Annotated in this window: 23 protein-coding genes; 9 read left to right on the forward strand and 14 right to left on the reverse strand. The window is 63.2% G+C overall.

Features of this window, described 5'->3' with window-relative positions; genetic code table 11:
- Positions 1-4: 4 nt before the first annotated feature.
- Positions 5-553: a cupin domain-containing protein gene (locus JQ558_RS02960; protein ID WP_212205729.1), complete on the reverse strand. Its 549-nt coding sequence runs from the start codon at positions 551-553 to the stop codon at positions 5-7.
- Between the two features lie 160 nt (positions 554-713).
- Between JQ558_RS02960 and JQ558_RS02965 the strand changes: the two genes are divergently transcribed.
- From JQ558_RS02965 to JQ558_RS02975, 3 genes are all read left to right on the forward strand, one after another.
- Entirely contained in the window at positions 714-2,042 is a 1,329-nt protein-coding gene (locus JQ558_RS02965; protein WP_212205731.1) for an aspartate aminotransferase family protein, read from the forward strand.
- A 71-nt stretch (positions 2,043-2,113) separates the two neighbouring features.
- Positions 2,114-3,379: a D-amino acid dehydrogenase gene (locus JQ558_RS02970; protein WP_212276102.1), complete on the forward strand. Its 1,266-nt coding sequence runs from the start codon at positions 2,114-2,116 to the stop codon at positions 3,377-3,379.
- A gap of 287 nt (positions 3,380-3,666) precedes the next feature.
- Positions 3,667-4,500 (forward strand): Crp/Fnr family transcriptional regulator, encoded by an 834-nt coding sequence (locus JQ558_RS02975; RefSeq protein ID WP_212292893.1) that lies wholly within the window; start codon positions 3,667-3,669, stop codon positions 4,498-4,500.
- On the opposite strand, the gene JQ558_RS02980 is transcribed toward JQ558_RS02975, so the two are convergent.
- From JQ558_RS02980 to JQ558_RS02990, 3 genes are all read right to left on the reverse strand, one after another.
- The gene (locus JQ558_RS02980; protein ID WP_212292782.1) at positions 4,475-4,702 is read right to left on the reverse strand and encodes a hypothetical protein; all 228 of its coding nucleotides are present in this window, start codon (positions 4,700-4,702) and stop codon (positions 4,475-4,477) included. The two genes, JQ558_RS02975 and JQ558_RS02980, sit on opposite strands and share 26 nt — an antisense overlap.
- A 117-nt stretch (positions 4,703-4,819) precedes the next feature.
- Positions 4,820-5,290, reverse strand: a complete 471-nt coding sequence (locus tag JQ558_RS02985) for a phasin (RefSeq protein WP_249119017.1) — start codon at positions 5,288-5,290, stop codon at positions 4,820-4,822.
- Between the two features lie 1,034 nt (positions 5,291-6,324).
- Positions 6,325-6,924, reverse strand: a complete 600-nt coding sequence (locus JQ558_RS02990) for a cupin domain-containing protein (RefSeq protein ID WP_212292783.1) — start codon at positions 6,922-6,924, stop codon at positions 6,325-6,327.
- Positions 6,925-7,106: 182 nt separating this feature from the next.
- On the opposite strand from JQ558_RS02990, the gene JQ558_RS02995 reads away from it, so the two are divergent.
- The 6 genes from JQ558_RS02995 (at position 7,107) to JQ558_RS03020 (ending at position 13,683) form a co-directional block, all read left to right on the forward strand.
- Entirely contained in the window at positions 7,107-7,874 is a 768-nt protein-coding gene (locus JQ558_RS02995; protein WP_212276007.1) for an ABC transporter substrate-binding protein, read from the forward strand.
- Positions 7,875-7,918: 44 nt separating this feature from the next.
- Entirely contained in the window at positions 7,919-8,572 is a 654-nt protein-coding gene (locus tag JQ558_RS03000) for an amino acid ABC transporter permease (RefSeq protein WP_212292784.1), read from the forward strand.
- Positions 8,569-9,300 (forward strand): amino acid ABC transporter ATP-binding protein, encoded by a 732-nt coding sequence (locus tag JQ558_RS03005; RefSeq protein WP_192734428.1) that lies wholly within the window; start codon positions 8,569-8,571, stop codon positions 9,298-9,300. Before JQ558_RS03000 ends, JQ558_RS03005 begins: the two co-directional genes overlap by 4 nt.
- Positions 9,301-9,319: 19 nt before the next feature.
- Complete coding sequence (locus JQ558_RS03010; RefSeq protein ID WP_212292785.1) at positions 9,320-10,615, forward strand: FAD-binding oxidoreductase; 1,296 nt, start codon at positions 9,320-9,322, stop codon at positions 10,613-10,615.
- 4 nt (positions 10,616-10,619) lie between these two features.
- Positions 10,620-11,681, forward strand: a complete 1,062-nt coding sequence (locus JQ558_RS03015) for a Gfo/Idh/MocA family protein (protein WP_212292786.1) — start codon at positions 10,620-10,622, stop codon at positions 11,679-11,681.
- A gap of 130 nt (positions 11,682-11,811) precedes the next feature.
- A complete protein-coding gene (locus tag JQ558_RS03020; protein ID WP_212292787.1) occupies positions 11,812-13,683 on the forward strand; it encodes a bifunctional sugar phosphate isomerase/epimerase/4-hydroxyphenylpyruvate dioxygenase family protein in 1,872 nt (623 codons plus the stop codon).
- Between the two features lie 7 nt (positions 13,684-13,690).
- Here JQ558_RS03020 and JQ558_RS03025 read toward each other — a convergent pair whose 3' ends face one another.
- The 10 genes from JQ558_RS03025 to JQ558_RS03070 form a co-directional block, all read right to left on the reverse strand.
- Complete coding sequence (locus JQ558_RS03025; RefSeq protein ID WP_212292788.1) at positions 13,691-14,419, reverse strand: SDR family oxidoreductase; 729 nt, start codon at positions 14,417-14,419, stop codon at positions 13,691-13,693.
- 7 nt (positions 14,420-14,426) lie between these two features.
- On the reverse strand, positions 14,427-16,079 hold the full coding sequence (locus JQ558_RS03030) for an AMP-binding protein (RefSeq protein WP_212292789.1): 1,653 nt from the start codon (positions 16,077-16,079) through the stop codon (positions 14,427-14,429).
- A gap of 7 nt (positions 16,080-16,086) precedes the next feature.
- Positions 16,087-16,569 (reverse strand): aromatic-ring-hydroxylating dioxygenase subunit beta, encoded by a 483-nt coding sequence (locus tag JQ558_RS03035; RefSeq protein WP_212292790.1) that lies wholly within the window; start codon positions 16,567-16,569, stop codon positions 16,087-16,089.
- An 8-nt stretch (positions 16,570-16,577) separates the two neighbouring features.
- Positions 16,578-17,891, reverse strand: coding sequence for an aromatic ring-hydroxylating dioxygenase subunit alpha (locus tag JQ558_RS03040; RefSeq protein WP_212292791.1), 1,314 nt, complete (start codon positions 17,889-17,891; stop codon positions 16,578-16,580).
- A gap of 17 nt (positions 17,892-17,908) precedes the next feature.
- The gene (locus tag JQ558_RS03045) at positions 17,909-18,871 is read right to left on the reverse strand and encodes a PDR/VanB family oxidoreductase (protein WP_212292792.1); all 963 of its coding nucleotides are present in this window, start codon (positions 18,869-18,871) and stop codon (positions 17,909-17,911) included.
- Between the two features lie 8 nt (positions 18,872-18,879).
- Positions 18,880-20,421, reverse strand: coding sequence for an indolepyruvate oxidoreductase subunit beta family protein (locus tag JQ558_RS03050; protein ID WP_249142288.1), 1,542 nt, complete (start codon positions 20,419-20,421; stop codon positions 18,880-18,882).
- A 21-nt stretch (positions 20,422-20,442) separates the two neighbouring features.
- A complete protein-coding gene (locus JQ558_RS03055; RefSeq protein ID WP_212292794.1) occupies positions 20,443-22,593 on the reverse strand; it encodes an indolepyruvate ferredoxin oxidoreductase subunit alpha in 2,151 nt (716 codons plus the stop codon).
- Between the two features lie 85 nt (positions 22,594-22,678).
- Positions 22,679-24,289 carry an ATP-dependent acyl-CoA ligase gene (locus tag JQ558_RS03060; protein ID WP_212292795.1) on the reverse strand — a complete coding sequence of 537 codons (1,611 nt, stop codon included), beginning with the start codon at positions 24,287-24,289 and terminating at the stop codon, positions 22,679-22,681.
- Positions 24,286-25,113 carry a cyclase family protein gene (locus tag JQ558_RS03065; RefSeq protein ID WP_212292796.1) on the reverse strand — a complete coding sequence of 276 codons (828 nt, stop codon included), beginning with the start codon at positions 25,111-25,113 and terminating at the stop codon, positions 24,286-24,288. The genes JQ558_RS03060 and JQ558_RS03065 overlap by 4 nt, the downstream gene beginning before the upstream one ends.
- Positions 25,110-26,354 carry an SDR family NAD(P)-dependent oxidoreductase gene (locus JQ558_RS03070; RefSeq protein WP_212292797.1) on the reverse strand — a complete coding sequence of 415 codons (1,245 nt, stop codon included), beginning with the start codon at positions 26,352-26,354 and terminating at the stop codon, positions 25,110-25,112. The genes JQ558_RS03065 and JQ558_RS03070 overlap by 4 nt, the downstream gene beginning before the upstream one ends.

The following is a 26,354-nucleotide window of genomic DNA, read 5'->3' on the forward strand; positions in this document are numbered from 1 at the left end:
TCTCTCAGAATGTCGGCGGCGTGCAGGCGCTGATCACTTCGCACGGCTTGGCGCCGACGCAGCGAAACCGGTGCGGCCGGCGGCTCTCGAAATAATAGGCGTCGCCGGGCCCGAGGATGCGGCGCTCGCTATCGACAGTCACTTCCAGCCGGCCCGACAGAACGATGCCGCCTTCCTCCCCATCGTGCACCAGCGGAATGCGTCCGGTGTCGCCGCCGGGCTCATAGCGCTCTTTCAGGATCTGCAAGCTCCGGCCGAACAGATTGTCGCCGACCTGGCGAAAGGAAATCTTGCCCTTGCCGATCTCGCTCAATTCGTCGGCGCGGTAAAACGCCTTGCGCGGCTGGTCAGGCTCCAGCGCGAAGAATTCAGCCATCCCCATCGGTATGCCGTCGAGGATGCGCTTGAGCGCGCCGACGGACGGGTTCATCTGGTTGGATTCAATCAGCGAGATCGTCGAGTTGGTCACCCCCGAACGCTTGGCGAGTTCACGTTGCGATATCTTGTTGCGGGCGCGGACGAAGCGTAACCGTTCGCCGACATCTATGCTCATCGCAGCCTCAAGGAGTGGTTTGGGGTGTTGAGTGTGTTGCGGATCGAACGAATGCTACCCAACGCCCCCAGCAAATTCAATGGCTTGGATGGTATCAGAAAAGGACTTGCTGCACATCATCAACATGATGTCGGGTAGGGAAACCGCACAGGAGCGCCGCATGACGATTCACCAGATTCCCAACACCGTGAAGCTCGAATCGTTCTGGATGCCGTTCACGGCCAACCGCCAGTTCAAGGCCGAGCCGCGGCTGTTCGCTTCCGCCTCGGGCATGCATTACACCACCATCGACGGCCGCAAGGTGATCGACGGTTCCGCCGGCCTCTGGTGCGTCAACGCCGGCCACGGCCGCAAGGAAATCGCAGCTGCCGTCGAGCGCCAGCTGATGAACCTCGATTTCGCGCCCTCGTTCAATATGGGCCATCCCTTGGCGTTCGACTTCGCCGAGCGCCTCGCCGAGATCGCGCCGACCGGGCTCGATCGAATCTTTTTTACCAATTCAGGCTCTGAATCGGTCGATACCGCGCTGAAGATCGCGCTGGCCTATCAGCGCGCGGCCGGCCAGCCGACGCGTACGCGCCTGATCGGCCGCGAGCGCGGCTACCACGGCGTCGGCTTCGGCGGCATGTCGGTCGGCGGCATGGTGAACAACCGCCGCGCGTTCGCGACCCATCTGCCGGGTGTCGACCATATCAGCCACACCCATGATCTCGCCCGCAACGCCTTCGCCAAGGGCCAGCCCGAGCACGGCGCCGAACTTGCCGACGATGTCGAGCGGCTGGTGGCGCTCCATGGCGCCGAGACCATCGCCGCCGTCATCGTCGAGCCGGTACCCGGCTCGACCGCAGTTTTGCCGCCGCCGAAGAACTACCTGCAGCGGCTGCGCACCCTGTGCGACAAGCACGGCATCCTGCTGATCTTCGACGAAGTCATCACCGGCTTCGGCCGCCTCGGCACCCCGTTCGCCGCCAATTATTTCGGCGTCACGCCTGACATGATGACGACCGCCAAGGGCATCACCAACGGCACCGTTCCCTGCGGCGCGGTGTTCGCCAGCCGCAAGATTCACGACACGCTGATGACGGGGCCGCAGGCCCAGATCGAGCTGTTCCACGGCTACACCTATTCGGCGCATCCGGTGGCCTGCGCGGCCGGTATCGCGACGCTCGACATCTACAAGGACGAGGGGCTGCTGACGCGCGGCGCCTCGATGGCCGATTACTGGCAGGAAGGTCTGCATTCGCTCAAGGGCCTGCCGAACATGATCGACATCCGCAATGTCGGCCTGATGGGCGCCATCGAAGTCGCGCCGCGCAAGGACGCGCCGGGCGCGCGCGGCTATGATCTGATGGTCGATTGCTTCAACAACGGCCTCTATCTGCGCCAGAGCGGCGACTCCCTTGCGGTGTCACCGCCTTTGATCGTCGAGAAGAGCCACATCGACGAAATGGTGTCGATCCTCGGCGACGCGATCAAGCGCGTGGCCTGATCCTTGCTCCAACTGCGGCATCGACTATCGTGCGGTGATCGAACGATGCCGCGGCAGAAGCATGAGGGATCGTGAAAGTTTTGATTCTCGGCAGTGGCGTCATCGGCGTCACGTCAGCCTATTATCTCGCCAAAGCCGGCCATGAGGTCACGGTCGTCGACCGTCAGCCGCATCCCGCGCTTGAAACCAGCTTTGCCAATGCAGGCGAGGTCTCGCCCGGCTATTCCTCGCCATGGGCGGGGCCGGGCGTGCCGGTCAAGGCGATCAAATGGCTCCTGATGCGGCATGGCCCGCTGGTGATCTGGCCCAAGCTCGATCCTGTCATGTGGATCTGGGGCCTGAAGATGCTGCGCAATTGCACCGAAGAGCGGTACGCCATCAACAAGCGCCGGATGATCCCGATCGCCGAATACAGCCGCGACTGCCTGCGCGCGCTGCGCGCCGAGATCGGCATCAAATATGACGAGCGTAGCCTCGGCACGCTGCAACTGTTCCGTAAGCAGAAGCAACTCGACAGCACCGGTGGCGATATCGCGGTGCTCAAGCAATACGGCGTTCCCTACGAGGTGCTGGATCGCAACGGCTGCATCGGTGCGGAGCCGGCGCTGTCGGCCGTCAAGGACAAGTTTGTCGGTGGCTTGCGGCTGCCGCAGGACGAGACCGGCGACTGCCACATGTTCACGCAGGCGCTCGCCGTGGAGGCCGCAAAGCTCGGCGTGCAGTTCAAATTCAACACCACCATCGAGCGGCTGGTCGCCGACGGCGGCAGGATCACCGGCGTCGTCACCAGCGCAGGCTTGTTGCAGGCCGACACCTATGTCGCCGCCCTCGGAAGCTGGTCGACGCGGATGCTCAAACCGCTCGGTGTTTCCGTCCCGGTCTATCCCGTCAAAGGCTATTCGATCACGGTGCCGGTGGTCGATGCCGACGGTGCGCCGGTGTCGACCGTGATGGACGAGAGCTACAAGGTCGCGGTCACGCGGCTGGGAGACCGCATCCGCGTCGGCGGCACCGCGGAGATTTCAGGCTATTCCAATAAGCTCGACGCGGCGCGGCGGGCGACGCTCGATCACTCGCTGACCGATCTGTTCCCGCGCGGCGGCGACATCGGCAAGGCAACCTTCTGGAGCGGCCTGCGGCCGATGACCCCCGACGGTCCGCCGGTGATCGGCCCGACGCGCTACGCTAACCTGCATCTCAACACCGGCCACGGCACGCTCGGCTGGACCATGGCGTGCGGTTCGGGGAGGGTGCTCGCGGACATGCTCTCGGGCCGCAAGCCGGATATCGATGTGAAGGAGCTGGCGCTCACGAGATACGATCACCGGTTTGGGTGAGGGGACGGTGCTCTTCGCCGTCATTGCGTCCATGCCTCCGCCAACCGCGCTATGGATTGCTTCGTTTGGCTCGCAATGACGACAGGAAAAGCCGCCCTTAGCGCGTAGCCCGCACATGCGGGGGCCGTGTGGGAAAATGGAGATATCGGTCTGCGCATTCGGGTTACTGGAACCTTATGTGGCACAGCAGGTTCTGGTAACCTAGGCCCAATCTGCTACTTGCGCAGGCTGGTGCCAGGAGTAGTCTGCGCAGAGACGCGGTCCGTCGAGGGAGGAGTTTTCCCGTGATGGAGCCCACTACCAGGGTAGGTAATCGACTGTTAGCCGCGTTGCCGGCGGCAGATTTTGATTTGCTCGCGCCCTACCTCCGCAAAGTGTCGTCTGAGCGTGACGTCGTGCTGCTTCGATCGGGGGACCAGGTTGAACAGATCTATTTCCCCCTCAGCGGGACGATCGCGTTCATCATGGACATGCCAAACGGACAAACGGTGGCAACCGCGCTCGTCGGGAATGAGGGCGCCGTGGGCATCCTGTCCGCACTGGGACCTACCCGCTCTCCGATCACCGCGGTCGTCCGGGTGGCCGGAACCTCGTTGCAAATTTCTCCGGCAAGATTTCAGGCGGCGCTCAGCCGCAGCGGCGCGATCAGAGACGCGGTCCAGATCTACACCAGGGTGCTATTGGCGCAATTGCAGCATGTGGCCGCCTGCAACGCACTGCACTCGGTCGAGGCCCGCCTGGCCCGGTGGTTGCTCCACATCCACGATCGGGTCGACGGTGATTTCCTGCCGCTGACGCAGGAGGCGCTTGCGGAGTTGCTTGGCGTACGTCGAACGACTGTGACGCATGTCGTGCAGAAGCTCCGGAAGTCGCATGCCATCCGATCCAATCAGCGGGGCTTGATCGAGATTGACAGACCGCGGCTCGAAGCTGCGGCATGCGAGTGCTACGAGGTCATGCGCCGCAGAATCGATAGCATCGTTTCGCCTGAAGGAATGGAGCCTCGCATCCCGCCGTTACACAAGATCGTCCGCGCGCAAGATCCGCTTTTGGCCAAGGTGGATGTCGCCCAGCGGCACCCGCGAACGCATGGGACTAGCCCGCGGCCAAGAGGCCATTGATGTCAGCCACCTCGCATGGCTCGTACACCAAGGCTTCCTTGACCCAGGCATCCCTAGCGAACCATTCGTGATTGGCTTTGCAGAGTGAGCAGAAGGTGCGCGCAAAGAACACCACGCTGCATCGAAATTTTTCGCGATCCGCTTTGATGCCCGTCGGGATCTCGCGTCCCGTTTGAGGGCACTTGATCATGATGATACCCATCTTGTTTCTCCCTTGGCTGTTGTGTCGCAGCAACGTGTCCGTTCGCCGTCGGCTGGGCGCACCCCTTCTCAGCGGAGGCGCTTGTTCCAGCCGATCCGGCGGCCTGGGAAGTTCGTCTTAGGAGGCTTTCTGCAGGACCCTGGTGAGGCGCTTTTTGATCGGCTCGGCCGTTTCGGTCGCGACTTTCTGTGCGAGCTGCCAAAGTTCCTTGTTCTGCGTGGACGTGGCTTCGAAGTTCTTGCGGCTCTGCGTGGCTGACAACTGCACGATTTCCGAGAGCGACTTCGTGTCCATGAGTTTGGAGAGAAAATCGAAAGCGGAGTTGGTGTTGGCGCCCGCGATCTCGATCACCTTGATCCCGCAATCTGCGGTGGTCCTGGCGTGGGTCGAATAGGTTTCGCTGAGAATGTCGACTATCTCCCCCGAGGCAGCCTGTAACTTCTCGTAGCTTTCCTTTGTCCGCGACATGCTCTGCTCGGCGATCCCGCGGAAAATTCCCGGCATCGTGAAAAGCGAGCCGTCAAAGTTTTTCTTTTCGTTCGTTTCGACCTTCGCATTCGGCGTATCGGTGTTTGCTTCGGCTTTCATAGTGGTATTTTTCACGTGTTTTCATCCTTTCAAACGGAACGGTCGTCAACAGCAATCGGATTTGCGTTTGGAGCTTCGAGGCGGCTTCCCGAAGGTGCTGCGGCGGATGTCCGCCTCGCGCCTGCCTGATCAAGATATGACTGACTAACGCCGGGGCTTCCGTTCGCTTTCTGACTCTCACGCCGGATTTTTCGATCGTCGGATATTTGCGGGCTGCGGGCTTAAAGCCGTCCATCCCGTCATTGCGACTCGGTGGCTCGCAATGACAGCGGGGTGCGACAAAACAACCCGACGGGCAAATCACTTCCGATTTACGGAAGTCGTGTCAAGTGCAAAATTTCTGCAAATCAAAAATATTTTTCTTTCCATCTGACCCAAATCAGTGCGCATCTATCGCCATCCCGTCCCACTCAGAGGGCGTTGGCCATCGTCACAACGAGGGGCGGGTTGCGGTGGACGCCGAGGTTGCGATTGACGGTCGCGGCTGAAGCGTACGGCGAAAGCGTGTGGTCCTGGCGCCCGTAACGGCGTCAAGCCTTTCGGGAGCCAACGCTTCCGGGGGGCGACGGTGGCAATAGAGGCCGTCTCACCGGGGAGAGCGCGTCATAAGCCGTAAAGCCACTGCGCAGGGAATGTCGGATGTTCTCCGCTGCCCTGTATGCTCGTGTGCAGCTTTCTTAGCACAATCGCACACGAGACCGCGGGTGCAGCGCGCATCCGGCATTCCCTGCGCCCTCTGAATTGAAGGAGGGCGGGAGATTTTCAGCAAGACTCGGGCGCCTTGCGTCGCGAGATCGTAAACGCACACCCAGCTGTCATCGCCCGGCTTGACCGGGCGACCCAGTATTCCAGAGACGGTGATGATAGAACCGAGAGGCCGCGGCGTACTGGATACCCCGCATGCGCGGGGTATGACAGCGTTGTGTGAAGGCGCACTATCCCCGTCATTGCGAGCGAAGCGAAGCAATCCATCTTGCGGCGCACGAAGAATGGATTGCTTGGTCGCTTTGCTCCTCGCAATGACGGCGGATCTATCACACCGCCGAGACGCAATTCACCCACAGCACCACCGCCTTGGCCTTGCTGGACGGATTACTGAAGCGGTGCGGGCGGCGGCTGGCGAAACGGAAACTGTCGCCGGTCTTGAGCGTCCAGCTTTCGGCATCGACGGTGAGTTTCATTTCACCCTCGAGCACCAGACCGGCTTCCTCGCCGTCATGGGTATACAATTCGTCGCCGGTGCTGCCGGCGGGCTCCATGTGGACCAGAAACAGATTGAGACGGCCTTCCGAACCCGACGGGCTGAGCAACTGCTTGGAGATGCCGGTGCGCCACAAATTTAGCTCGGCGCGCTGCGGTTCGCGGGTGACGATGGCTTCCGAGCCGCTTCCGGCGGCGTCCTTGGCGCCGAATAGGCCGGCGATGCCGACGCCCAGCACGTCGGCGATGGTCGCCAGCACCCGCAGCGAAGGCGAGGAGAGGCCGCGTTCGATCTGGCTGAGAAAGCCGATCGACAGATCGGTGCGGGCGGCGATCGTCTCGAGCGACAGCTTGCGGCTTCGCCGCAACTCACGGATGCGCTGCCCGACCGCGACGTCCACCGCCGGCTCGGCCTTGACGGCCTTCTTGCTCATGCGCTTGCCGCCGCTCACGTCAAACCGTGTCCTTCATGTGTATGAAAATCCCGCTTGCGCAATTCCGGGCAATGTGTCCATAATTTCATGGTTGTGAAAATAGGCTTGGACGGCGAAACCTGCAACTGGCTTGTTGAGATGAGGCACATCGCCGCCCGGTGCCCAAACAGTTGAGGGGTACGATGCTTTTCAAACGTCTCGTTCAGGCCGCGACCGCGGCGCTCGTCCTTGCCGCCGCCACGCCTTTGTCGGCGCAGCAGGTGCTCAAGGTGGGCTCGACCCCGACCGGCGTGCCCTTCACCTTCCTCGAAACCAAGTCCAACAGCATTCAGGGCGTGATGGTCGATCTGATCACGGAGATCGGCAAGGACGCCGGCTTCCAGGTCCAGATCGAACCGATGCAATTCTCCGCGCTGGTGCCGTCGCTGACGTCGAACAAGATCGACATCATCTCGGCGGCGATGTTCGCCACCGCCGCGCGCAAGGAAGTGATCGATTTCTCGGAGGCCGTCTACACCTATGGCGAGGGTCTCGTGGTGCCGAAGACCGACGCCAAGAACTATGCCTCGCAGGAGGATCTGAAGGGCGAGGTGGTCGGCGCGCAGGTCGGAACGGCCTTCGTCGATGCGTTGAAGAAGACGGGATTGTTCAGCGAGGTCAAGGTCTACGACACCATTCCGGATATTTTGCGTGATGTGAATGCGGGCCGCCTCAAGGCCGGCTTCGCCGACTTCCCGATCCTCGCCTACAATCTGAAGCAGGGCGCGTTTGGCGAAGTCCGGCTGGTGGATTCCTACAAGCCGGTCACCGTCGGCACGGTCTCGATCGGTGTCCGCAAGACCGACCAGGAACTGCTCGGCAAGATCAACGCCTCGCTCGCCAAGCTCAAGGCCAATGGCGCCCTCGACAAGATTCTCGACAAATGGGGTCTCAAGCCCAAAGCGTCCTGATTGAGGCGTCCTGACAGGCTTAGCCGGCAACGCGTGATGAACTGATGCAAAATTTCCTGCGCGATGCCGTCGAGTTCATACCGATCCTGCTGCAGGGCGTCTGGCTGACGGTCGTTGTCACCATCGGCTCGCTGCTGCTGTCGACCGTCCTCGGCCTGCTATGGGCCCTGATGCGGGTCTCCGGCATCCGCGTCCTGACCGGATTGAGCGCCGGCCTGATCAACGTGATCCGCGGCATCCCGATCATCGTGCTGCTGTTCTACCTCTATTTTGTGATGCCCGACTTCGGCGTCGCGCTGACGGCGCTGCAGGCCTCGATCATCGGGCTCGGCATTGCCTATTCGGCCTACCAGGCCGAGAATTTCCGCGCCGGCATCGAGGCGATCGACAAGGGGCAGATCGAGGCGGCGCAGACCATCGGGATGGGCTGGTGGCTGACCATGCGCCGCGTGGTGCTGCCGCAGGCGGTCAGGATCGTGCTGCCGCCCTATGGCAACGTCATGATCATGATGCTGAAGGACTCCTCGCAGGCCTCCACCATCACGGTCGCTGAACTGGCGTTGCAGGGCAAATTGATCGCTTCCTCGACCTTCAAGAACACCAGCGTGTTCACGCTGGTCGCGCTGATGTACCTGACCATGAGCATCCCGCTGATCCTGCTGGTTCGCCATTTCGAGAACAAGGCGAAGCGCAAATGATCGAGCTCAGCAACGTTCATAAGAGCTTTGGTTCCAACGAGGTACTCAAGGGCATTACAGCTTCGGTTGAGAAGAGCGAGGTGGTCTGCATCATCGGTCCGTCAGGCTCAGGCAAGTCGACCATCTTGCGCTGCATCAATGGCCTGGAAAGCTACGATTCCGGCGAGATCCTGGTGGAGGGGGCAAAGGTCGACAACAAGGCGCCGTCGATCGTGGCGATCCGAACCCAGGTGTCGATGGTGTTCCAGCGCTTCAACCTGTTTCCGCATCGCACCGCGCTGGAGAACGTGGTCGAAGGACCGATCTATGTGAAAAAGGAACCGCCGGCCGAGGCGCTCGAGCGCGGCCGGGCGCTGTTGGCGCAGGTCGGCCTTGCCGAGAAAGCCGACGCCCATCCGGGTCAGCTTTCCGGCGGTCAGCAACAGCGCGTCGCCATTGCCCGCGCGCTGGCGATGCAGCCCAAGGCGATCCTGTTCGACGAGCCGACCTCCGCCCTTGATCCTGAACTGGTCGGCGAGGTGCTCGGCGTCATGCGCAAGCTCGCCGATGACGGCATGACCATGGTCGTGGTCACCCATGAGATGGGCTTTGCCCGGGACGTCGCCGATCGCGTGCTGTTCATTGACGGCGGCGTCATCGTCGAGCAGGGGGCGGCGAAGTCCGTGCTTAACGCGCCGCAGCACGCGCGGACCCAGGATTTCCTGCACCGCGTGCTGCATCCTCTCTGACTCAGACCTGCCGGACCTGATGACCGTGACCCACCATCCCCTTGCCCTGCCGCCGAGCCTCTACGCAGACACCGCCGTTGCGCCGGTCCCGACGCCGCCGCTCGATGTCGATAAAAACGTGTCGGTGGCGATCATCGGCGGCGGCTTCGCCGGATTATCGACCGCGCTGCATCTTGCTGAAGCGGGAACCGATGCGATCGTGCTCGAAGCCCAGCAGCCCGGCTGGGGCGCATCGGGCAATAATGGCGGCCAGCTCAATCCGGGACTGAAGCTCGATCCCGATACGGTCGAGGCGACGTTTGGCACGGATCTCGGCCGGCGCATGATCGCGTTCAGCTACAACACGCCGGTATTCACGCTCGACCTGATCCGCCGCCTCGGCATTGAATGCGAGGCACGGCAGAACGGCACGCTGCGCGCGGCCTATCATCCGTCCAGTACCGCGGGTGTCGAGACAATAGCCGAGCAATGCATCGGACGCGGCATGCCGGTCACGCTGCTCGGCCGCGACGCCGTCCGCGACGCGACTGGGACGGATCGGTATCTGCTGGCAATGAAGGACGCACGCGGCGGCGACGTACAGCCGCTGAGCTACGCGCGCGGTCTCGCGCGGGCGGCGATGGCTGCCGGTGCTGCCGTTCACGGCCAGACACTGGCGACGTCGCTTAGGCGCGAGGGCGGACGATGGCGCATCGAAACCCCGCGCGCGGTGGTCCGCGCCGAAAAGGTCCTGATCGCCACCAACGGCTTTACCGATGATCTCTGGCCCGACCTGCGCCGCACCATCGTGCCGGTGTTCAGCTCGATCGCCGCGACCGAGCCCTTGCCTGACGATGTCGCGCGAAAAATCATGCCGACGCGGTCGGTGCTGTACGAAAGCGGGCATATCACCGTCTATTATCGCATCGATGCGTCGAACCGCCTGCTGATGGGCGGCCGCGGTCCGATGCAGTGGATCAAGGATCCGGCGCCGGTCTCATACCTCATGCGTTACGCGGAACGGCTGTGGCCTGCAATCCGCGGCGTGCACTGGACGCACGGCTGGAACAGCCGCCTCGCCATGACGCCGGATCACTACCCGCATGTGCACGAACCGGGCGCGGGCGCGCTGGCCTATCTCGGCTGCAATGGCCGCGGTGTTGCGCTCGCAACCGCGATGGGGCAACAACTGGCAAAACGGCTGATCGGCGGCGAGATGGCCGAGATCGACATGCCGATCACGGGCTTGAAACCCATTCGTTTTCACGCATTGTGGCCGGTGGCGGTCAAGAGCGTGGTGATGACGGGCCGGATCCGCGATCGTCTGGGATTATAGCGAGATGAAGAACATCACGATCGGCGTGATCGGCGCGGGGCTGATCGGGCGCAAGCATCTGCGCAAGATCGCCGAGCGGCAAGATTACGAGCTGGTCGGCATCGCGGACGTGAATGCCGATGCGGTCTCCGCCGAGCACCCCAACACGCGAGTCTTCGCGGATTACCGCCAGTTGCTGGACGAGGCGCGGCCGGAAGCCGTGATAATCGCCTCGCCCAACCAGCTTCATGCCGAGAACGGCATCGAATGCGCGCGGCGGGGCATTCACATCCTGATCGAGAAGCCGGTCACCGATACGCTCGAGACCGCGGCCACCTTGATCACGGAAGTGCGAAAGGGCGGTGTCAAATCGCTGGCCGGGCACCACCGCCGCCATCATCTTCCGGTCAAGACGCTGCAAGCGCTGCTGCGGGACGGACGGATCGGCGATGTCGTCGGGGTCTCGGCGATCTGGGCGACGCACAAGCCGGCGGACTACTTCAAGATCGCGCCGTGGCGGCGTGAGGCCGGCGGCGGCCCGATCCTGATCAACCTGATCCACGAGATCGATTTCCTGCGCTACACCGTCGGCGAAATCGTTGCCGTCGAAGCCATTGCGTCTAATCGCCAGCGCGGCTTTGCGGTCGAGGATAGCGCCGCCGCGCTGATAGAATTCGACAATGGCGCGCTCGGCACCTTTTTCATCAGCGACAGCGCCGTCTCCCCCTGGACGACGGAGCAGGGGCTGGGTGAGGCGCCGGAATTCCCGTTCAGCGGCGAAAGCAGCTACCGCTTCATGGGCCGTCGCGGTGCGATCGAGTTTCCCGCACTCGTGCAATGGACGCAGGCGGGCGACGCACAGGACTGGAACAAGCCGATCCAGGCCCAGCGCCTCCACGCGCCAACGATCGATCCCTATGTCGCGCAGCTCGATCATTTCCGCGACATTATCCGCGGCACCGCTTCCTCGTTGCAGCCGGTCGAGGATGGCGCGCGGTCCCTGCTCGCAACGCTTGCGATCGCCGAGGCTGCTACCGCCGGGCGGCGCATCGACTTGCGGGACCGGTATGCGGCGCTTTCGCCATAGGTCCGCTGAGAATCAGTGAAAGTTATCGGAGACCAGAGCTAACAATTGGTCCAAATGGTTGAAAAAGAAGATGCTTTAGCTCTATCGTGCGGCCCTCGGGACGCGCCTGGGACCTTCCGGAGCTAATCGCATGACCAAACGCTCGATTGCCACGGTTTCGTTGAGCGGCTCGCTCGACGAAAAGTTGCGCGCGATTGCTGGCGCCGGCTTCGATGCCGTCGAGATTTTCGAGAATGATTTGCTGACATTCAACGGCAGTCCCCGCGACGTCGGGCAGCTCTGCCGCGACCTCGGCCTTTCAATTTGCGCATTCCAGCCGTTCCGGGATTTCGAGGGCATGCCCGAACCGCAGCGTGCCCGCAACTTCGCGCGCGCCGCACACAAGTTCGATCTGATGCAGGAACTGGGGACCGACTTGCTGCTGATCTGCAGCAATGTTTCACCGGCATCGCTTGGAGGTATCGACCGCGCCGCCGCGGATTTCCGCGCCCTTGGCGAACTCGCGGCCTCGCACGGCCTGCGCGTCGGTTTCGAGGCGCTGGCCTGGGGACGGCACGTCAATGATTATCGCGACGCCTGGGAAATCGTGCGCCGCGCCGATCACAAGTCGATCGGGATCATTCTCGACAGTTTCCACGCGCTGGCGCCGGGATTTCCGGTCAGCGCGATCCACTCGATTCCGGCGGACAGGATCTTCCTGGTTCAGCTTGCCGACGCGCCGAAGCTTGGTCTCGACGTATTGTCCTGGAGCCGGCACTTCCGATGCTTTCCCGGGCAGGGCGATCTGCCGGTGGGGGCCTTCATGGACGCTGTGGCCGCGACCGGGTACGCCGGCCCGCTATCGCTGGAGATATTCAACGATCAGTTTCGCTCCGGCTCGCCGGTCCGCACCGCGACCGACGGGCTGCGTTCGCTCATTTTGCTGGAGGATGAGCTGGCCAAGGGCTCGTCCAGGGTCTCGACGAAGAGGTTGCAGCCCAAAGCGCAGAGCCGTGGCGTCGGCTTCGTCGAATTCGCCGTCGATGAAGCCAAGGCAAGGAGCCTTTCGGCGTTGTTCGGCCAGCTCGGCTTTCGCAAAACCGGTTCCCACCGCAGCAAGGATGTCGAACGCTGGTCGCAAGGTCATATCGAGCTGGTCATCAATTGCGAACCGGACGGTTTTGCTCATTCGCACTACGTCACGCACGGCCCGGGCGTCTGCGCCATCGCGATCGACATCGATGACGCCGGGAAAACCATGGCCCGCGCGGAAGCGCTGAAGGCCCACACGTTCTATCAGCCGGTTGGGCCAGGTGAGCTCGAGATCCCCGCGATCCGGGGCGTCGGCGGCAGCCTGCTGTATTTTCTGGAGGCGGCGGGCAAGAACTGGGACACCGATTTCGAAGCGTTGCGCAGCGATGCCGCGAGCGACCGTCTCGAGGTGGTCGACCATATCTCGCAGTCGATGCCGTATGACGAGATGCTGTCCTGGCTGTTGTTCTACACCGGCATACTCGATCTGCAGCGCCTGCCGCAGATGGAGATCGCCGATCCGGTCGGGCTGGTGCAGAGCCAGGCGCTGATCAACGGCAATCAGGGCCTGCGGGTGATCCTGAACGGCTCATCGGCCACGCGGACATTGTCGGCCCGATTCATCAACGAATTTTTCGGCTCCGGGGTCCAGCACATTGCATTTTCATGCAGCGACATTTTCACGGCTGTCGCGGATATGCGCGCGCGCGGCGCGGATTTCCTGAAGATTCCGGACAATTATTACGACGATATCGAAGCCAAATACGATCTCGATGCCGCGACGATGACAGCGCTACGCGACAATCAGATTTTGTACGATCGCGAAGGCGACGGCGAGTTCTTCCAGGTCTACACCCACACCTTCGATGACCGGTTTTTCTTCGAGATCGTCCAGCGGCGGGCTTATCAAGGATTTGGCGCCGCCAATGCCGCGGTTCGCCTCGCGGCGCAGACGCGGGAGTCGCGGCCCTTGACCATTCCCCGCGCGTAAAAAAAATCTAGAGCGCGATCGATCCGATGCTGGCGCCGCCGCATACATAAAGCGACTGGCCGGTGATGAAATCGGCATCGCGGCTCGCAAAGAACATCACGGCGCGCGCCACATCGTTCGGCCGGCCGATGCGGCCGACCGGGATCGAGCGGGCGAGTTGATCGACCTTCGGGCTGCCCTGCGGAATGACCTCGTGGAACATGTCGGTCTCGACCGGTCCAGGAGCCACCACATTGACCGTGATGCCGTGAGCCGCCGTCTCCAGCGCCCAGGTCCGCGCCATGCCGAACATGCCGGATTTCGTCGCCGAATAGGCGGTGCGGGTGGCAGCGCCAAGCGCGGCGCGCGAGGCGATCAGGACGATGCGTCCGAAATGCCGTTGTTTCATGCCAGGCAAGGCGGCCTGGACCAGCGTCAGCGCCGCGCCGAGATGAAGCTGGCTGAGCGCTGCGATGTCGTCCACCGTCACTTGCTCAATCAGATTGGGCCGGATGATCCCGGCATTGTGGACGATATGTGAAACTTCATGCCGTGCAGCTACATCCCGGGCAGTGTCCGCTGTCGCCTTCGGATCGAACAGATCCACCACAACCGGCTCCAGCCGTGCATGCGACCAATCCGGCAGGCGTCGGTCGAGCGAGATGATGCGGTAACCCGCAGCCAGCATCGCCTCGGCGATGGCCCGGCCGATGCCGCCGCTGGCGCCGGTGACGATGGCGACGTTGCTCTCACTCATGATTTCCTCATCCCGCCTTCTGCACCGGCCGCTTCTTCAGCGATCGGGTGTCGATGCACCGATCAGAACCGATCGTCGCCGCAACCAACTCCTTGAGCGCGCCGCGCTGGATTTTTTGCGTCGAGGTCAGCGGCAGCGCCGACACAAACGCGACATAGCCGGGCGCCTTGTAATAGGCGAGGCGGCTCAGGCTCCAGGCGACGAGATCGGCCGCGATCTGCTTGCGTGCCGCGGCGTCCGGGGAGGATCCCTCGCTCACCACGCAGGCGAAGACCTCGTCGCCCCGCACCGGGTCCGGGGCAGGTGCCACCGCAACCTGCCTCACAGCCGGGTGCTGCATCAGCACGCTCTCGACTTCGACCGCCGAGATATTTTCGCCGGAGCGGCGGATGACGTTCTTCTTGCGGTCGACGAAATGAAACGCCCCATCCGGACCGCGCCGCACCACGTCGCCGGTGTGAAACCAACCGCCATCCCAGGCCTCCGCGGTGGCTTCCGCGTCCTTGAGATATTCGCGGAAGAAGCCGTAGCGCGGTGCTGCGCCGGCGTGGCGCACGAGAAGTTCACCGGGCTCGTCGACACCGGCGTCCGCGCCGCCTTCAACAACGATGCGGGCCTCGAGTTCGGCGCCGAGGCGGCCGAAGCAGCTTGTGCCGGTGTGGCGCGGTTCCGTGGAGGCGACGACCACGGCGCCGGCGCCGGTCTCGGTCATGGCCCAGGCCTCGACCAGCGGAAAGCCGAACCGCGCCTCAAAGGGATCGTGCAGCGCCTTGTCGACGCCGGCGCCAAAACCGAAGCGCACGCCATGGCGCTTGTCGTCGGCGCTTTCGGGCGCGCTCATGAGCATCGGCGGCATCACGCCGAGATAATGCACGATGGTGGCGCGGCTGTCCCTGACGCTGGCCCACCAGCTCTTGGGGTGGAAGCGGTCGAGCACGATCAGGCAGCCGCCGTTAGTCACCATCGCCATCGCGGAATAGGCCATCGCGTTCATGTGGAACACCGGCAGCGGCGTCAGCATCCGCTCGGAGCCGTTGTTCAGCGCGATCAAGCCGCCGACCGTGGCGTACCAATGACCGGCATAGAGAAAATATTCGTTCGGCAGCACGCAACCCTTGGGCCGGCCGGTGGTGCCGGACGTGTAGAGCAGGGCGCACTCGGTGTCGCGATCGGGTGCGCCGGGCTGCGGCGCCGAGGCGTGGATCGCCGCCGGTTCATCATCCGGCCCGACGACAGGAATGTCGCGGTCGATCGCCTTGGCTGCGGCCGCGACGTCGTCGTGACGCTGGGGAATCACGACCGCCGCGACGATCTCGGAATGGCCGATCAGATATTCCAGTTCGGCTGCGCGCATGTCCGGATTGATCGGCACCAGCGACACGCCGAGCGCATTGAGCGCAAACCAATGCAGGAAGAAGCCGGGTCGATTCTCCATCAGGATGCCGACCCGATGACCGCGGCCATAGCCCTTGGCCCGATAGGCGTCGGTCAGCGCCGCAATCCCTGCGAACGCCTCGCCATAGCTGATCTCGCCGGCCGCAATGCCATAGGCCTGCGCCGTCTCGGGCAGCACGACGAGAAATGGCTTGTCGCCGTGGCTCGCGGCGGCGCGCGCGAAAGCCGCGAAGACGGTTGCCGGAGACTCGATCGGGAGCTGCATCACCGTCTCACATGAACAGCTGGATGTTGCCGAATGCGGCATCGCAATTGACGATGTCGACCCGCTTCAGCTTGATCTTGAGCGCGCCGTCCACCACGGCCAAGGTGTGCGTGGCCCAGACCGCGTAAAGATCCTGCTGGTCGAGGCGCGTTTCGACATAATGCATTGGCGTCCACGTGACATATTCGTTGGCTGCCTCGTTGCGGCTGTCGACCTGCGGCGTTTGCAAAACATGATGACAGCGGCTCTTGGGCTTCTGCGAAAAGGTGCGGTTGCCCTTGAGCCGCTCGACGCGGATCTTGAGCAGCAGCTTGTCCTCGTACATCAGCGACGTCGTCAGCCGTGGATCGGTCTGGCCCCATTCGAGCGGCATCCAGTAAAAACCGTCCTCGGCGAACAGGTCGAGCCATTCCTCAAACCGGTGCTGGTCGATCAAGCGGGTTTCGCGGATGACGAAATCGATCAATTGCTGGTCGGTGGGCGCGGTCATGGCAGCACTCACATCGACATCGTCATGAATTTCGACCAGGCGCGGAACTGGTTCCGCATCTGCCATTCGGTGGTGCCGTTGGTGACGGCCGTCGTGTCCGGGATTTCGGAGGGGTCGTAGAGCCGCTGCAGATTGACCCATTGGTTGGCGTCGACATGCAGGCCTTCCTGGGCGCGCTCGTACATTTCGAGATCATCGTGGCCGACCACGGAAGTCGGCGCGTTGATCAGCCGGTTGTACATCAAGGTACGTTCCAGCAGCATGTCGGGTGCATCGACGAGGCGGAAGGTCCAGCTCTCCACCAGCGTCTTGTTGGCCGCGATCGGCTTGAACACACGGACCAGCTGGATCGGCCCCTTGATCATGATGTTGGGGAAGTACACCGTGTTGTGGCGGTTCTCGCCCAGGATCGCCTTGGCGCGTTCCTCGCCATGGGCCGCCGCCATCTTCTCGAAATAGCCGGGCACCGCCGAATAGTCGGAATGGATCGAGTGGTGCACGCCGGTATGGCCGTGGCCGTTGGGCCAGACGCGGATGCCCATGTTTTCGAAGAACTCGTAGGGCGCCATGAACGGTGCGTAGATCTCCACTGCCATCGGCTTCTTGGCGCCGGGCGGGGCATTCTTCCAGACCTCGATCGCGGTGCCGGCTGAAGATTCATGCGCCACCATGGGATGGCAGGTGTCGGTCTGGTTCTCGACCAGCATTTTCCAATTGCAATTGTGCATGTATCGCAGCACGCCGCCGGCGACTTCGAGCCGGCCGGCCGGGGAACGGTCGACCATGTTGTCGAAGCTCGACAGGCTGTCGCCGAAAAACTCCTCGAAGCCGGGGCCGACATCCCTGAGTTTTGCAAATACGAAGCCGCGATAATTGTGCACGTGTTTGACCGGGCTCATGCCGCGGCCGGCATGACTCTGTTCGACGCCGGTGTTCTCGTAGCCCTTCTTCAGGGGAATCGCGAGCAGCGAACCGTCGGTCTTGAAACTCCAGGCGTGATAGGGGCAGCGGAAGAACTTTCCGGTGTTGCCGCAGGATTCGGTGGTGATGCGGGTGCCCTTGTGCGGGCAGCGGTTGTGCAGCACCTTCACGGTGTTGTCGATGTGGCGCACCATCAGGATCGGCTGGGTGCCGATGGTGGTGCCGTAATAGTCGCCCGGTTTCGCCACCTGGCTGTCATGGCCGACATAGGCCCAGGTGTTGGCGAAAACATGCTCCATTTCGAGCTGGAACACCTCTTCGTCGATATAGACGTCGCGATGCACCTCGGTCTCGCGCACGAGGCCTTTGATTGCTTCGAGATTTCCGCGATATCTGGCCATCAACACCTCCTTCGGAATCAAAGATCGAGCACGAGCCGCGGGCTTCTCGACCGCGAGACGCAGATTTGCATGAGTTTGCCGGCCGCTTTCTCGGCATCGGTCAGGATATAGTCGCGATGGTCCGGCGTGCCTTCGATCACGCTGACCTGGCAGATGCCGCAATCGCCGCGCTGGCAGTCGTGCATGGGATCTTCGCCCGCTTCGATCAGCACCGCGAGAATGGTCTTGTCGGGCGGAATAAGGAAGGTCTTGCCGGAACTGTTCAGAACTACCTCGAAGGGCTGGTCACCAGCGAGGGGGACGGCGGTGGCAAAAATCTCGAACCGCAGGCGACCATCGGCCCAGCCGAGGTCCTTGGCGCTCTGGATCGCGGTATCGATCATCGGTTTGGGTCCGCAGACGTACAGCGGTTCATCAGAGGTCAGCGAGGTCATCAGGGCTTTTACGTCAAAGATGCCGCTGGCGTCATCGGCGTGAACGGTCAAATGTTCGCCGCACAGCGCTTCGGCCTCGCCGAGAAAGGCGAGCTGGTCGCGCGAGCGGCCGGCATAGATGAAGCGGTAGGGATGCTTGCTGGCGGTGAGCGTCGTTGCCATCGAGAGCACGGGCGTCACCCCGATGCCGCCGGCAAGCAGCACGACCGGCTTCGACGCCGGCTCCAGCGGAAAATTATTCCGGGGCGCGGCGACCGAGAGGACGTCGCCGACCTTGAGCGCATGCATGAATCGAGAACCGCCCTGGCTCGGCTGTTCCAGCCGCACGCCGAGCCGGTAGGCGTGCGGGCGCGTGGTCGCTGCCGGATCGAGCGAGGTGTTGATCAGCGAGTAGGAGCGTTCGCTGCCATCGGGCAGGCGTACTTTGACATGCGCGCCGGCCTCCCAGGAGGGCAGCGGCTCGCCGTGCGGACGGGCGATCTTGATCGCGCGGATCAATGCGGTTTCCGCGTGGATATCGGTCACGGTGAGGTCGAACTGGTCCATCGTATCAATCACAGGAATGTTTCAACCGTGGCAAGCGCGCCGTCGAGCGCCTTACCCTCTTCATCTGATAGCGCGGCCTTGCAAAGGCGCTGCAGCCATTGCGCACCATCAGCGCGACCGGCGAGACGCGGTGCAACCGCAATCACCCTGTCAAATTTCGAGGCGCCGCGCGCATGGGTGTCGGAATAGCCCTTCACCAGCCGGCGCGCCTCGAGGATGGCGACGGCAAGCTCGTAATCCTTTGCGGCGGTGTTGCGGGCGAGATCGAGCCAGGCATCACGATGGGTGACTTCGCGCTTATGACGCAGCGTGCGGCGACGAAAACGCTTCAGGCCACCCAGCACGTAGAGCGGCAGGAACCAGCGCACCGTCCCGGTCTGCACGCGCCGTCCGCGATTGACCACGCGATCGAGCGTCTTGCACAGGCCAGGCTTGCCTTCGAGCCAGAGGCCGAGTCCCGCGGGAAGCGTGCCCAAGACCTCTTCCATGCGCGGATGCATGAACTCGGTAGTGTAGACGAGCTGATCGGGCTTTGCGAGAACCTCGCTGCGGACGCGTTCGAAACGGCTCGCGCGGGTCTTGAGGTCGGCGACTCGGATGACGTCATCATAGGCCATCGCCACGGCGACATGTTTTGCCGCCGCCCGCGTCAGCGCAGGGTCGCTACCGCGTTCCAGGCGCATAAAGGCTGCGACGAGGTCGAGGTATTCCCGGCCATAGCCGACGTCCTGAAAATCGACGACCTTGCGCAAGCCTGCGGCGATCATGCCGTGCAGGGACGCCGGGAAAGTCGTCCGGGCGTCGGCGACGAGTGCATCGAAAGCGGCATCGCCGACCGATGCGAGCGTTGGATAGAGCTTGCCCGCTGAAGCAGGCTTGGGCGGCGCGGGCGGTGTCGCGGATGCGGCATCCGCCTGCGTGCGCTCAAAACCCGCCGCGAACGCGCGCAGGCTCGGTTCGATGCCGATGCCGGCGGCGCGGATGGTTGCTTCATAAGCCTCGCGGCCGAACGGCAGCGCGCCGCTGCCGGCAAGCGCACCGAACAGCACCGCGGAGATGGCGCTGCCGGTGCTGTCTGCGAGCACGGCCATGTCGAAGGCGATAAAGCGTTTCGCGGCGGCCTCTGCGGCCTCATAAACCTTGCTGGAATCGCTGATGCCGTCGCCGGGCACCAGCTTTTCCTGGATCGCGAACGAACGGTGCGACGAGGCGATCAATGTCGTCTTGTCTGGTGTGACGAGACCGCGCTGGATGGCGCGGCCGGCTTCCATCAGCTCGGCGCCGACCACGACGTCGACTTCGCCGGGCACCGGCATCAGCGACAGCACCGGGTAGGCGGCGTCCGCGCGGGCAGGGATCATCTCGAGATAATAGATGGTCGCACCGGTGCGCTGGGCGACACCCGGCACCGAGGTGGATTGCGCGATCCAGTTCTGGCTTTCCGCCAGCGCCACCATCCAGTCGACCAGCACGCCGCCGCCCTGGCCGCCCATCGCGAGCACGGCGATCGAAAGCGGTCGGGTCAGGTCGATGGCGGGGGGCTGCAGCATGATGTTCATCCGGCCATGCCCTCAAACCAGCGCGAGACGGCGACGGTCGCGGCGTCGCTGCAGGAATCCGATGACGCCGCCGCGCAGCTTCGCCATGAACTGATCGAAGCCGGTCGGGTTGTGGATGATGTCGGCGCGGTAGAATGACGGGCACAGCACGGCGGCCTCGGCCACCTCGCCGCAATTGCCGCAGCCGACGCAGCTATTGTCGATCGCGGCGACCGGATCGTCCTTCAGCGGATCGCTGGTGTGCTTGACCGAAAGCGAGGGGCAGCCGGACAGCCGGATGCAGGCATGGTCGCCGGTGCAGACGTCCTCGTCGACGCCAAAGCGCTCGCGCACGACGCGCTCGCCACCCTTCACCGCCTTGTTGAACAGCGGCTTGATCCGGCGCTGCTTGTTCAGCATGCATTCGGAGGAGGCGACGATCACCTTCGGTCCCTTGTCGGTGCTGGTGAGCGCTTCCTTCAGCGTGTCGCGCATTTTGCCGACGTCATAGGTGCGGTCGATCTGGCGCACCCATTTGGCGCCGATGCCTTTGACTGCCTCGGTGATCGGGTGGTTGGTCGAGCGCGACTTGTTGTCGGCGCGGGACGACAGGATGTCCTGGCCGCCGGTGGCCGAGGTATAATGGTTGTCGACCACCAGGATAACGCCGTCATGCTGGTTGTAGACGGCATTGCCGATGCCGCTGCTCAGGCCGTTGTGCCAGAAACCGCCATCACCCATGATCGAAATCGAGCGCTTGTCCGCCTTCACATTGAACGCGGATGCCGAGGCCGGTCCAAGCCCATAGCCCATCGTCGTCGCGCCGATGTTGAACGGCGGGAGGATCGAGAACAAATGGCAGCCGATATCGGCCGCGACATGATGCGGGCCGAGGTCCTTTTCGACGAGCTTCATCGCGGCGAAGATCGGTCGCTCCGGGCAACCGGTGCAGAAGCCGGGCGGGCGCGCCGGCACCACTTCAGCCAGCGCCTTGATCTTGTCATGGGCCAGGATCGATGGATCGTTTGGCGCGCGGATATGGTCCGGCAGCACTTCGGGCGCGGCAGCGGTGAGGAATTTACGAACACCCGCCGCCATTACGGCTGCGGTATACTCGCCGCCGATCGGCAACTCGCCCTTGCCGTAGATCTTGGTCGGGACATCGGCCTTGCGCAGGACCTTATGCAGGGCCTGTTCGATGTAGTCAGGCTGTCCTTCCTCGACCATCAGCACCGCGCGCTTCGATTGGCAGAAGGCGATCAGCTCATCGTCGATCAAGGGATAGGTCACGTTCATGACGTAGAGCGGAATGCGGGTGTTACCCCACACGTCCGCCAGGCCAAACCCCTGCAGCGCGCGGATCACGCCATTATACATGCCGCCCTGCAGGATGATGCCGACGTCATCGATATCGCCCGCGAAGACTTCGTTGAGCTTGCGCGCCTTGATGAAGGAAACCGCGGCCGGCCAGCGCTGCTCTATCTTTTCCTTCTCGTGCATGTAGGAGGCCGGCGGCAGCACGATGCGGTTGGTATCACGCCGCGGGCTTTCCAGCGCCTGCGCCATCGTGAATGCCGGGCGCTTGTTGTCCTTGGCGGCAAAGCGGCCGTGGACATGGCAGGATCGGATGCGCACTTCCAGCATCACGGGCGTGTTGGTCGCTTCCGACAGCTCAAATCCGTCCTCGACGGCCTTGACGATAGATTCGAGGTTGGGGCGGGGATCGAGCAGCCAGATCTGGGATTTCATCGCAAAGGCGTGGCTGCGCTCCTGCATGATGGAGGAGCCTTCGCCGTAATCTTCGCCGATCACGATCAACGCGCCGCCGGTGACGCCGCCGGAGGCGAGATTGGACAGCGCGTCGGAGGCGACGTTGGTGCCGGCGGTCGATTTCCAGGTCACCGCGCCGCGGATCGGATACATCACGGAGGCGGAAAGCATTGCGGCCGCAGCCGCCTCGTTCGCCGAGGTTTCGAAGTGCACGCCGAGATCGCCGAGAATGTCCTGCGCATCCGCCAAAACGTCCATCAGATGCGAGATCGGCGCGCCCTGGTAGCCGCCGACATAGCCGACGCCGGACTGCAGCAGCGCCTTGGTGATGGCCAGAATGCCTTCGCCATGGAAGATTTCCCCGTTGCCCAGTTTGAGGTCCTGGACCTCTCGGGCGAAAGAGCGTTCAGCCATGACGCATTTCCTTCGGCTCAAGCGACGGCGGCAGATCGGTCAAAATGCTAAGCCGACATATTTTAAGTGTCAAATAACTATCCATTTACGTGGCTCCCCGCTTCAGCCGGTAGCCGACCGCTTCGCGATCCCAGGTCGACGCGGTCACGCCGCGTTCGCGCAGCTCGTATTTCCGGATCTTGCCGTTCTCCGTCCGCGGCAGGTCCGCGACAAAATCGATGAAGCGGGGCACTGCGAAACGGGGCAGCCGCGGCGCACAAAATTGCATCAGTTCGACGGGCGGGATCGCGGCTCCCGGCCGCACCACGATCGCGGCCATCACTTCATCCTCGGCAAGTTCCGAGCACACGGGAAAGACCGCCGTCATTTCGATATCAGGGTGAGCCAGCAGCACCTGCTCAACCTCGTAGGACGAGATGTTCTCGCCGCGCCGGCGGATCGCATCCTTGAGCCGGTCGACGAACCGGAAATAGCCGTTCTCGTCACGGATGACCCGATCGCCGGTATGGAACCAGAGATTCCGCCAGGCTTCCACGGTCTTCTCGGCCATGCCGAAATAGCCACTCGCGAACGCAAACGGCTCGTCGGCGCGCAGCACCAGTTCACCGGCCTCGCCATCCGGCAGTTCAACATCGTTGACATCGACGACGCGCGCCTGAAAACCGTCGACGATACGGCCCATGGTTCCCGGCTTCTGTGTTTCCGCCGATGCGCCGATGACGAAATTGGTTTCGGTCGAACCGTAGCCTTCGAGCAGCGTAACCCCGGTGCGCGCGGTGAACGTCGCGCCAAGGTTAGCAGGAACCCCTGGTCCGAGCCCGGTGCGGATTTGGTGTCCGCGCTCGTCCGCGCGCGGTTCACCCGCCAGCAGGATCGGCACCATGGCGCCGAGCAGATAGATCACGGTTGGTTCGCTCTGGATCATAGCCGGCCAGAAGCCGGAGGCCGAGAAGCGCGGTTCGAGGACCATCCGCGCGCCGCTGAGGAGCGCCTGCGCAAACGTATTGAGGGCATTGATATGGAACAGCGGCAGGGTGGTGCAAAGCACGTCGTCTGCCGTCAGGCCAAAAATGCGGCCGGAGTGGATGCCCCACCAGTAATATTGCGCATGCGGGCACATCACGCCTTTGGATGGGCCGGTGGTGCCACTGGTATAGATGATCGCAAGGGTGTCGCCGGGGCTGACGGGCGCGGCCGCAATCGCGGCGGCGCGCGGCGGCATGACCTCCATCAACGGCGCTGCACCCTTGGGCGGGGCATCGCCGCCGATCACCCAGAGCGAACCAAGCGAGGCCATGCCTTCGGAGACATGGACCAGGCGTTCGACGAATTGCGCCTCGATCGCGAACAGCCGCGCGCCGCTATTCGACAGGTAATAACCGATCTGCGGTCCCATCGCCGCGGTGTTGATTGGGACCGCGATGGCGCCGATCCAGCCGCAGCCCAAAACGATCTCCAGCATCTCAAGGCGATTGGAGCAGAGGATCGCCACTCGGTCACCGGCTGCAATGCCCGCCGCGCGCAATGTCGCGCCCCGGCCGGCAGCGATGTAGCGCGCCTCGCGAAAGGTCCATGAATCGTTTGCGCACGACAGCAACGTCCGGTCACCGTGGCGGCCGGCTTGAATTTCGAGCATGCGCGGCAGCGTCCGATCTTCCGGTGGCAGCTCAATCATGCCAGGCGCACGGAGGCTCATGGGCGGGGCGCTCCCGCAGGATTTGAAGGCACCAGCGCCAGCACGCGCAATGGGCTGCCGCTGCCCTGCTGGATCTTCAGCGGCGGCGCGATCAGCGAGGCTCCTGTTGGCGGCAGCAGGTCGAGATTGGTCAGGCATTGCAGACCATAGCGTCCGGCACCGTGCATGTAGTAGTGGCACGGATAGGGTGGCAGGAAATGCGCCGCCTGGCCCGCGTCGGTGCCGATGGTTTCGGTGCCGAAGCCGAGAACATCGCGCTCGTTGAGCAGAAAGCGCACGGCGTCGGGATCGGGGCCGGGCGTGTGCTGCCCGGTCTCGTCGAAATTCTGATAGGCCGCCGGATCGGTCTTCTTCGACCAGTCGGTGCGCATCAGCACCCAGCATCGCGGCGGGATTTTGCCGTGCACAGCTTCCCAGGCCTTGATGAAATCCGGCGTCAGCAGGAAGTCGGCATCCTGTGCGGATTCCTTCGAGCAGTCGATCACCACGGCGGGCGCAATGAAATCGGCAACCGGGATTGTATCGGTAGAGCTGTTGGGAAGGTCGCGGCCCGAGACCCAGTGGATCGGGGCGTCGAAATGCGTGCCAGTATGTTCGCCAAAGGACAGATTATTCCAGTACCAGGCGCCGCCGCGTTCGTCGTACCGCGAAATCTCTTCCATGCGGAAGGCGCGGCTTTGGCCAATTTCGGGCGGCATCACGATGCTCGGAAAATCCGGACCCAACGCCTGCGTGAGATCGATGATGCGAATCGCGCCGGTCGCGAGTGCTGCGGTGAAGTCCGCCAGGATTTCAGGGCCGGGCGCTGGATCGTTCGATTTCATCGGCCAAGCTCCCGTTCCAGTGCCTTGGGATTGTCGCGGAAACGGGCGAGCCAGTCCTGCGCGATGTCGCCGGGATAGACGTCCTCAACCGATCCTTTGAGCGCGCCGACGATGGCGCGGGCGACCGCCGATGGCGCCAATTTTGGCGGCAGCAGCAGCTGATTCCATTCGTCGTCGATAGGTCCCGGAAAGATGTTGACGACCCTGATGCCGGCGACGCGCATTTCGGCGCGCAGCGCCTGCGCGACCGAGAGCGCCGCGGCCATCGACGCCGAATAGGTCGCGTGCTGCGGAAAATTGGACAGCGCATAGATCGACAGCAGATTAACCCAGGCCACCGCGCTGGTTTCGCCATCGGCGCCACGCGCCTGCATGACCGGACCGAACGCCTGGGCCAGCCGCAACAGGCCGAAGCAATTAGTCTCCATCTCCGCCCGTGCGGTTTCGACACCGGCGCGGCCGAAAATGCCAAACGTGCGATGATGCTCTGATGTGTTGATCACGATATCGACCTTGAAGCCGAGTTCGGCGGCAAGTTCATTGACCGATTTGGTGTCGGTGACATCGAGGGGGACCAGCGTCACCTTTGGCAGCTCCGCAATCGCTGGCCAGCCCGGCGGATTCTTCCAGGGCTCGCAATGGCCGGCCCAGACGAGATCGGCGCCGGCCTCCAGCACCGCTTTCACGACAGCTTGGCCGACCGGCGATTTGGCGTCGGTGACCAGCACTTTGCGGAATCTTGGATCCGACGTGAAGTTGCGCAGTTTTGGCTCGTCGGCAAGTGCGGTATTGCCGCCATCCGGCTTGGCGACAAGCGCGGCCTGGCCGGCGCGGTCGAGCACGGCCTCCACGATGACCGGCGACGGCGCCGGGCCGCAGCGCGCGTCGAGATGGACGACGAGGCTGACACCTTCGGCGAGACGGACCAGTCCAAGCCGCCAGGGCATGCGTTCGCGAAAGAACAACTCTTGGGAATGATGCAACGTGGTCTCGCTGACGAGTTCGCCGCGTCCGCTCATCACGGTCCATTCGAGTTCGGCCGACAGGCAGCGCACGCAGGCCTCGCGTGGCGGGTATTGCACGGCGCCGCAAGCCGCGCAGCATTGCAGTTCGAGGTTGCCAAGGGCTGCGCCGCGAACGAGGCCGAGCGCAATGCGGCTGCGGCGATCCGGCGGCAGCGTCGGCGCGCGCGTCTTTAGAATTGGATTCTTGCGCTTCGGCCGTTTGATTGTTTCACTCAT

The sequence above is a fragment of the Bradyrhizobium sp. AUGA SZCCT0160 genome (genome assembly GCF_018130105.1).
GTDB lineage: Bacteria > Pseudomonadota > Alphaproteobacteria > Rhizobiales > Xanthobacteraceae > Bradyrhizobium.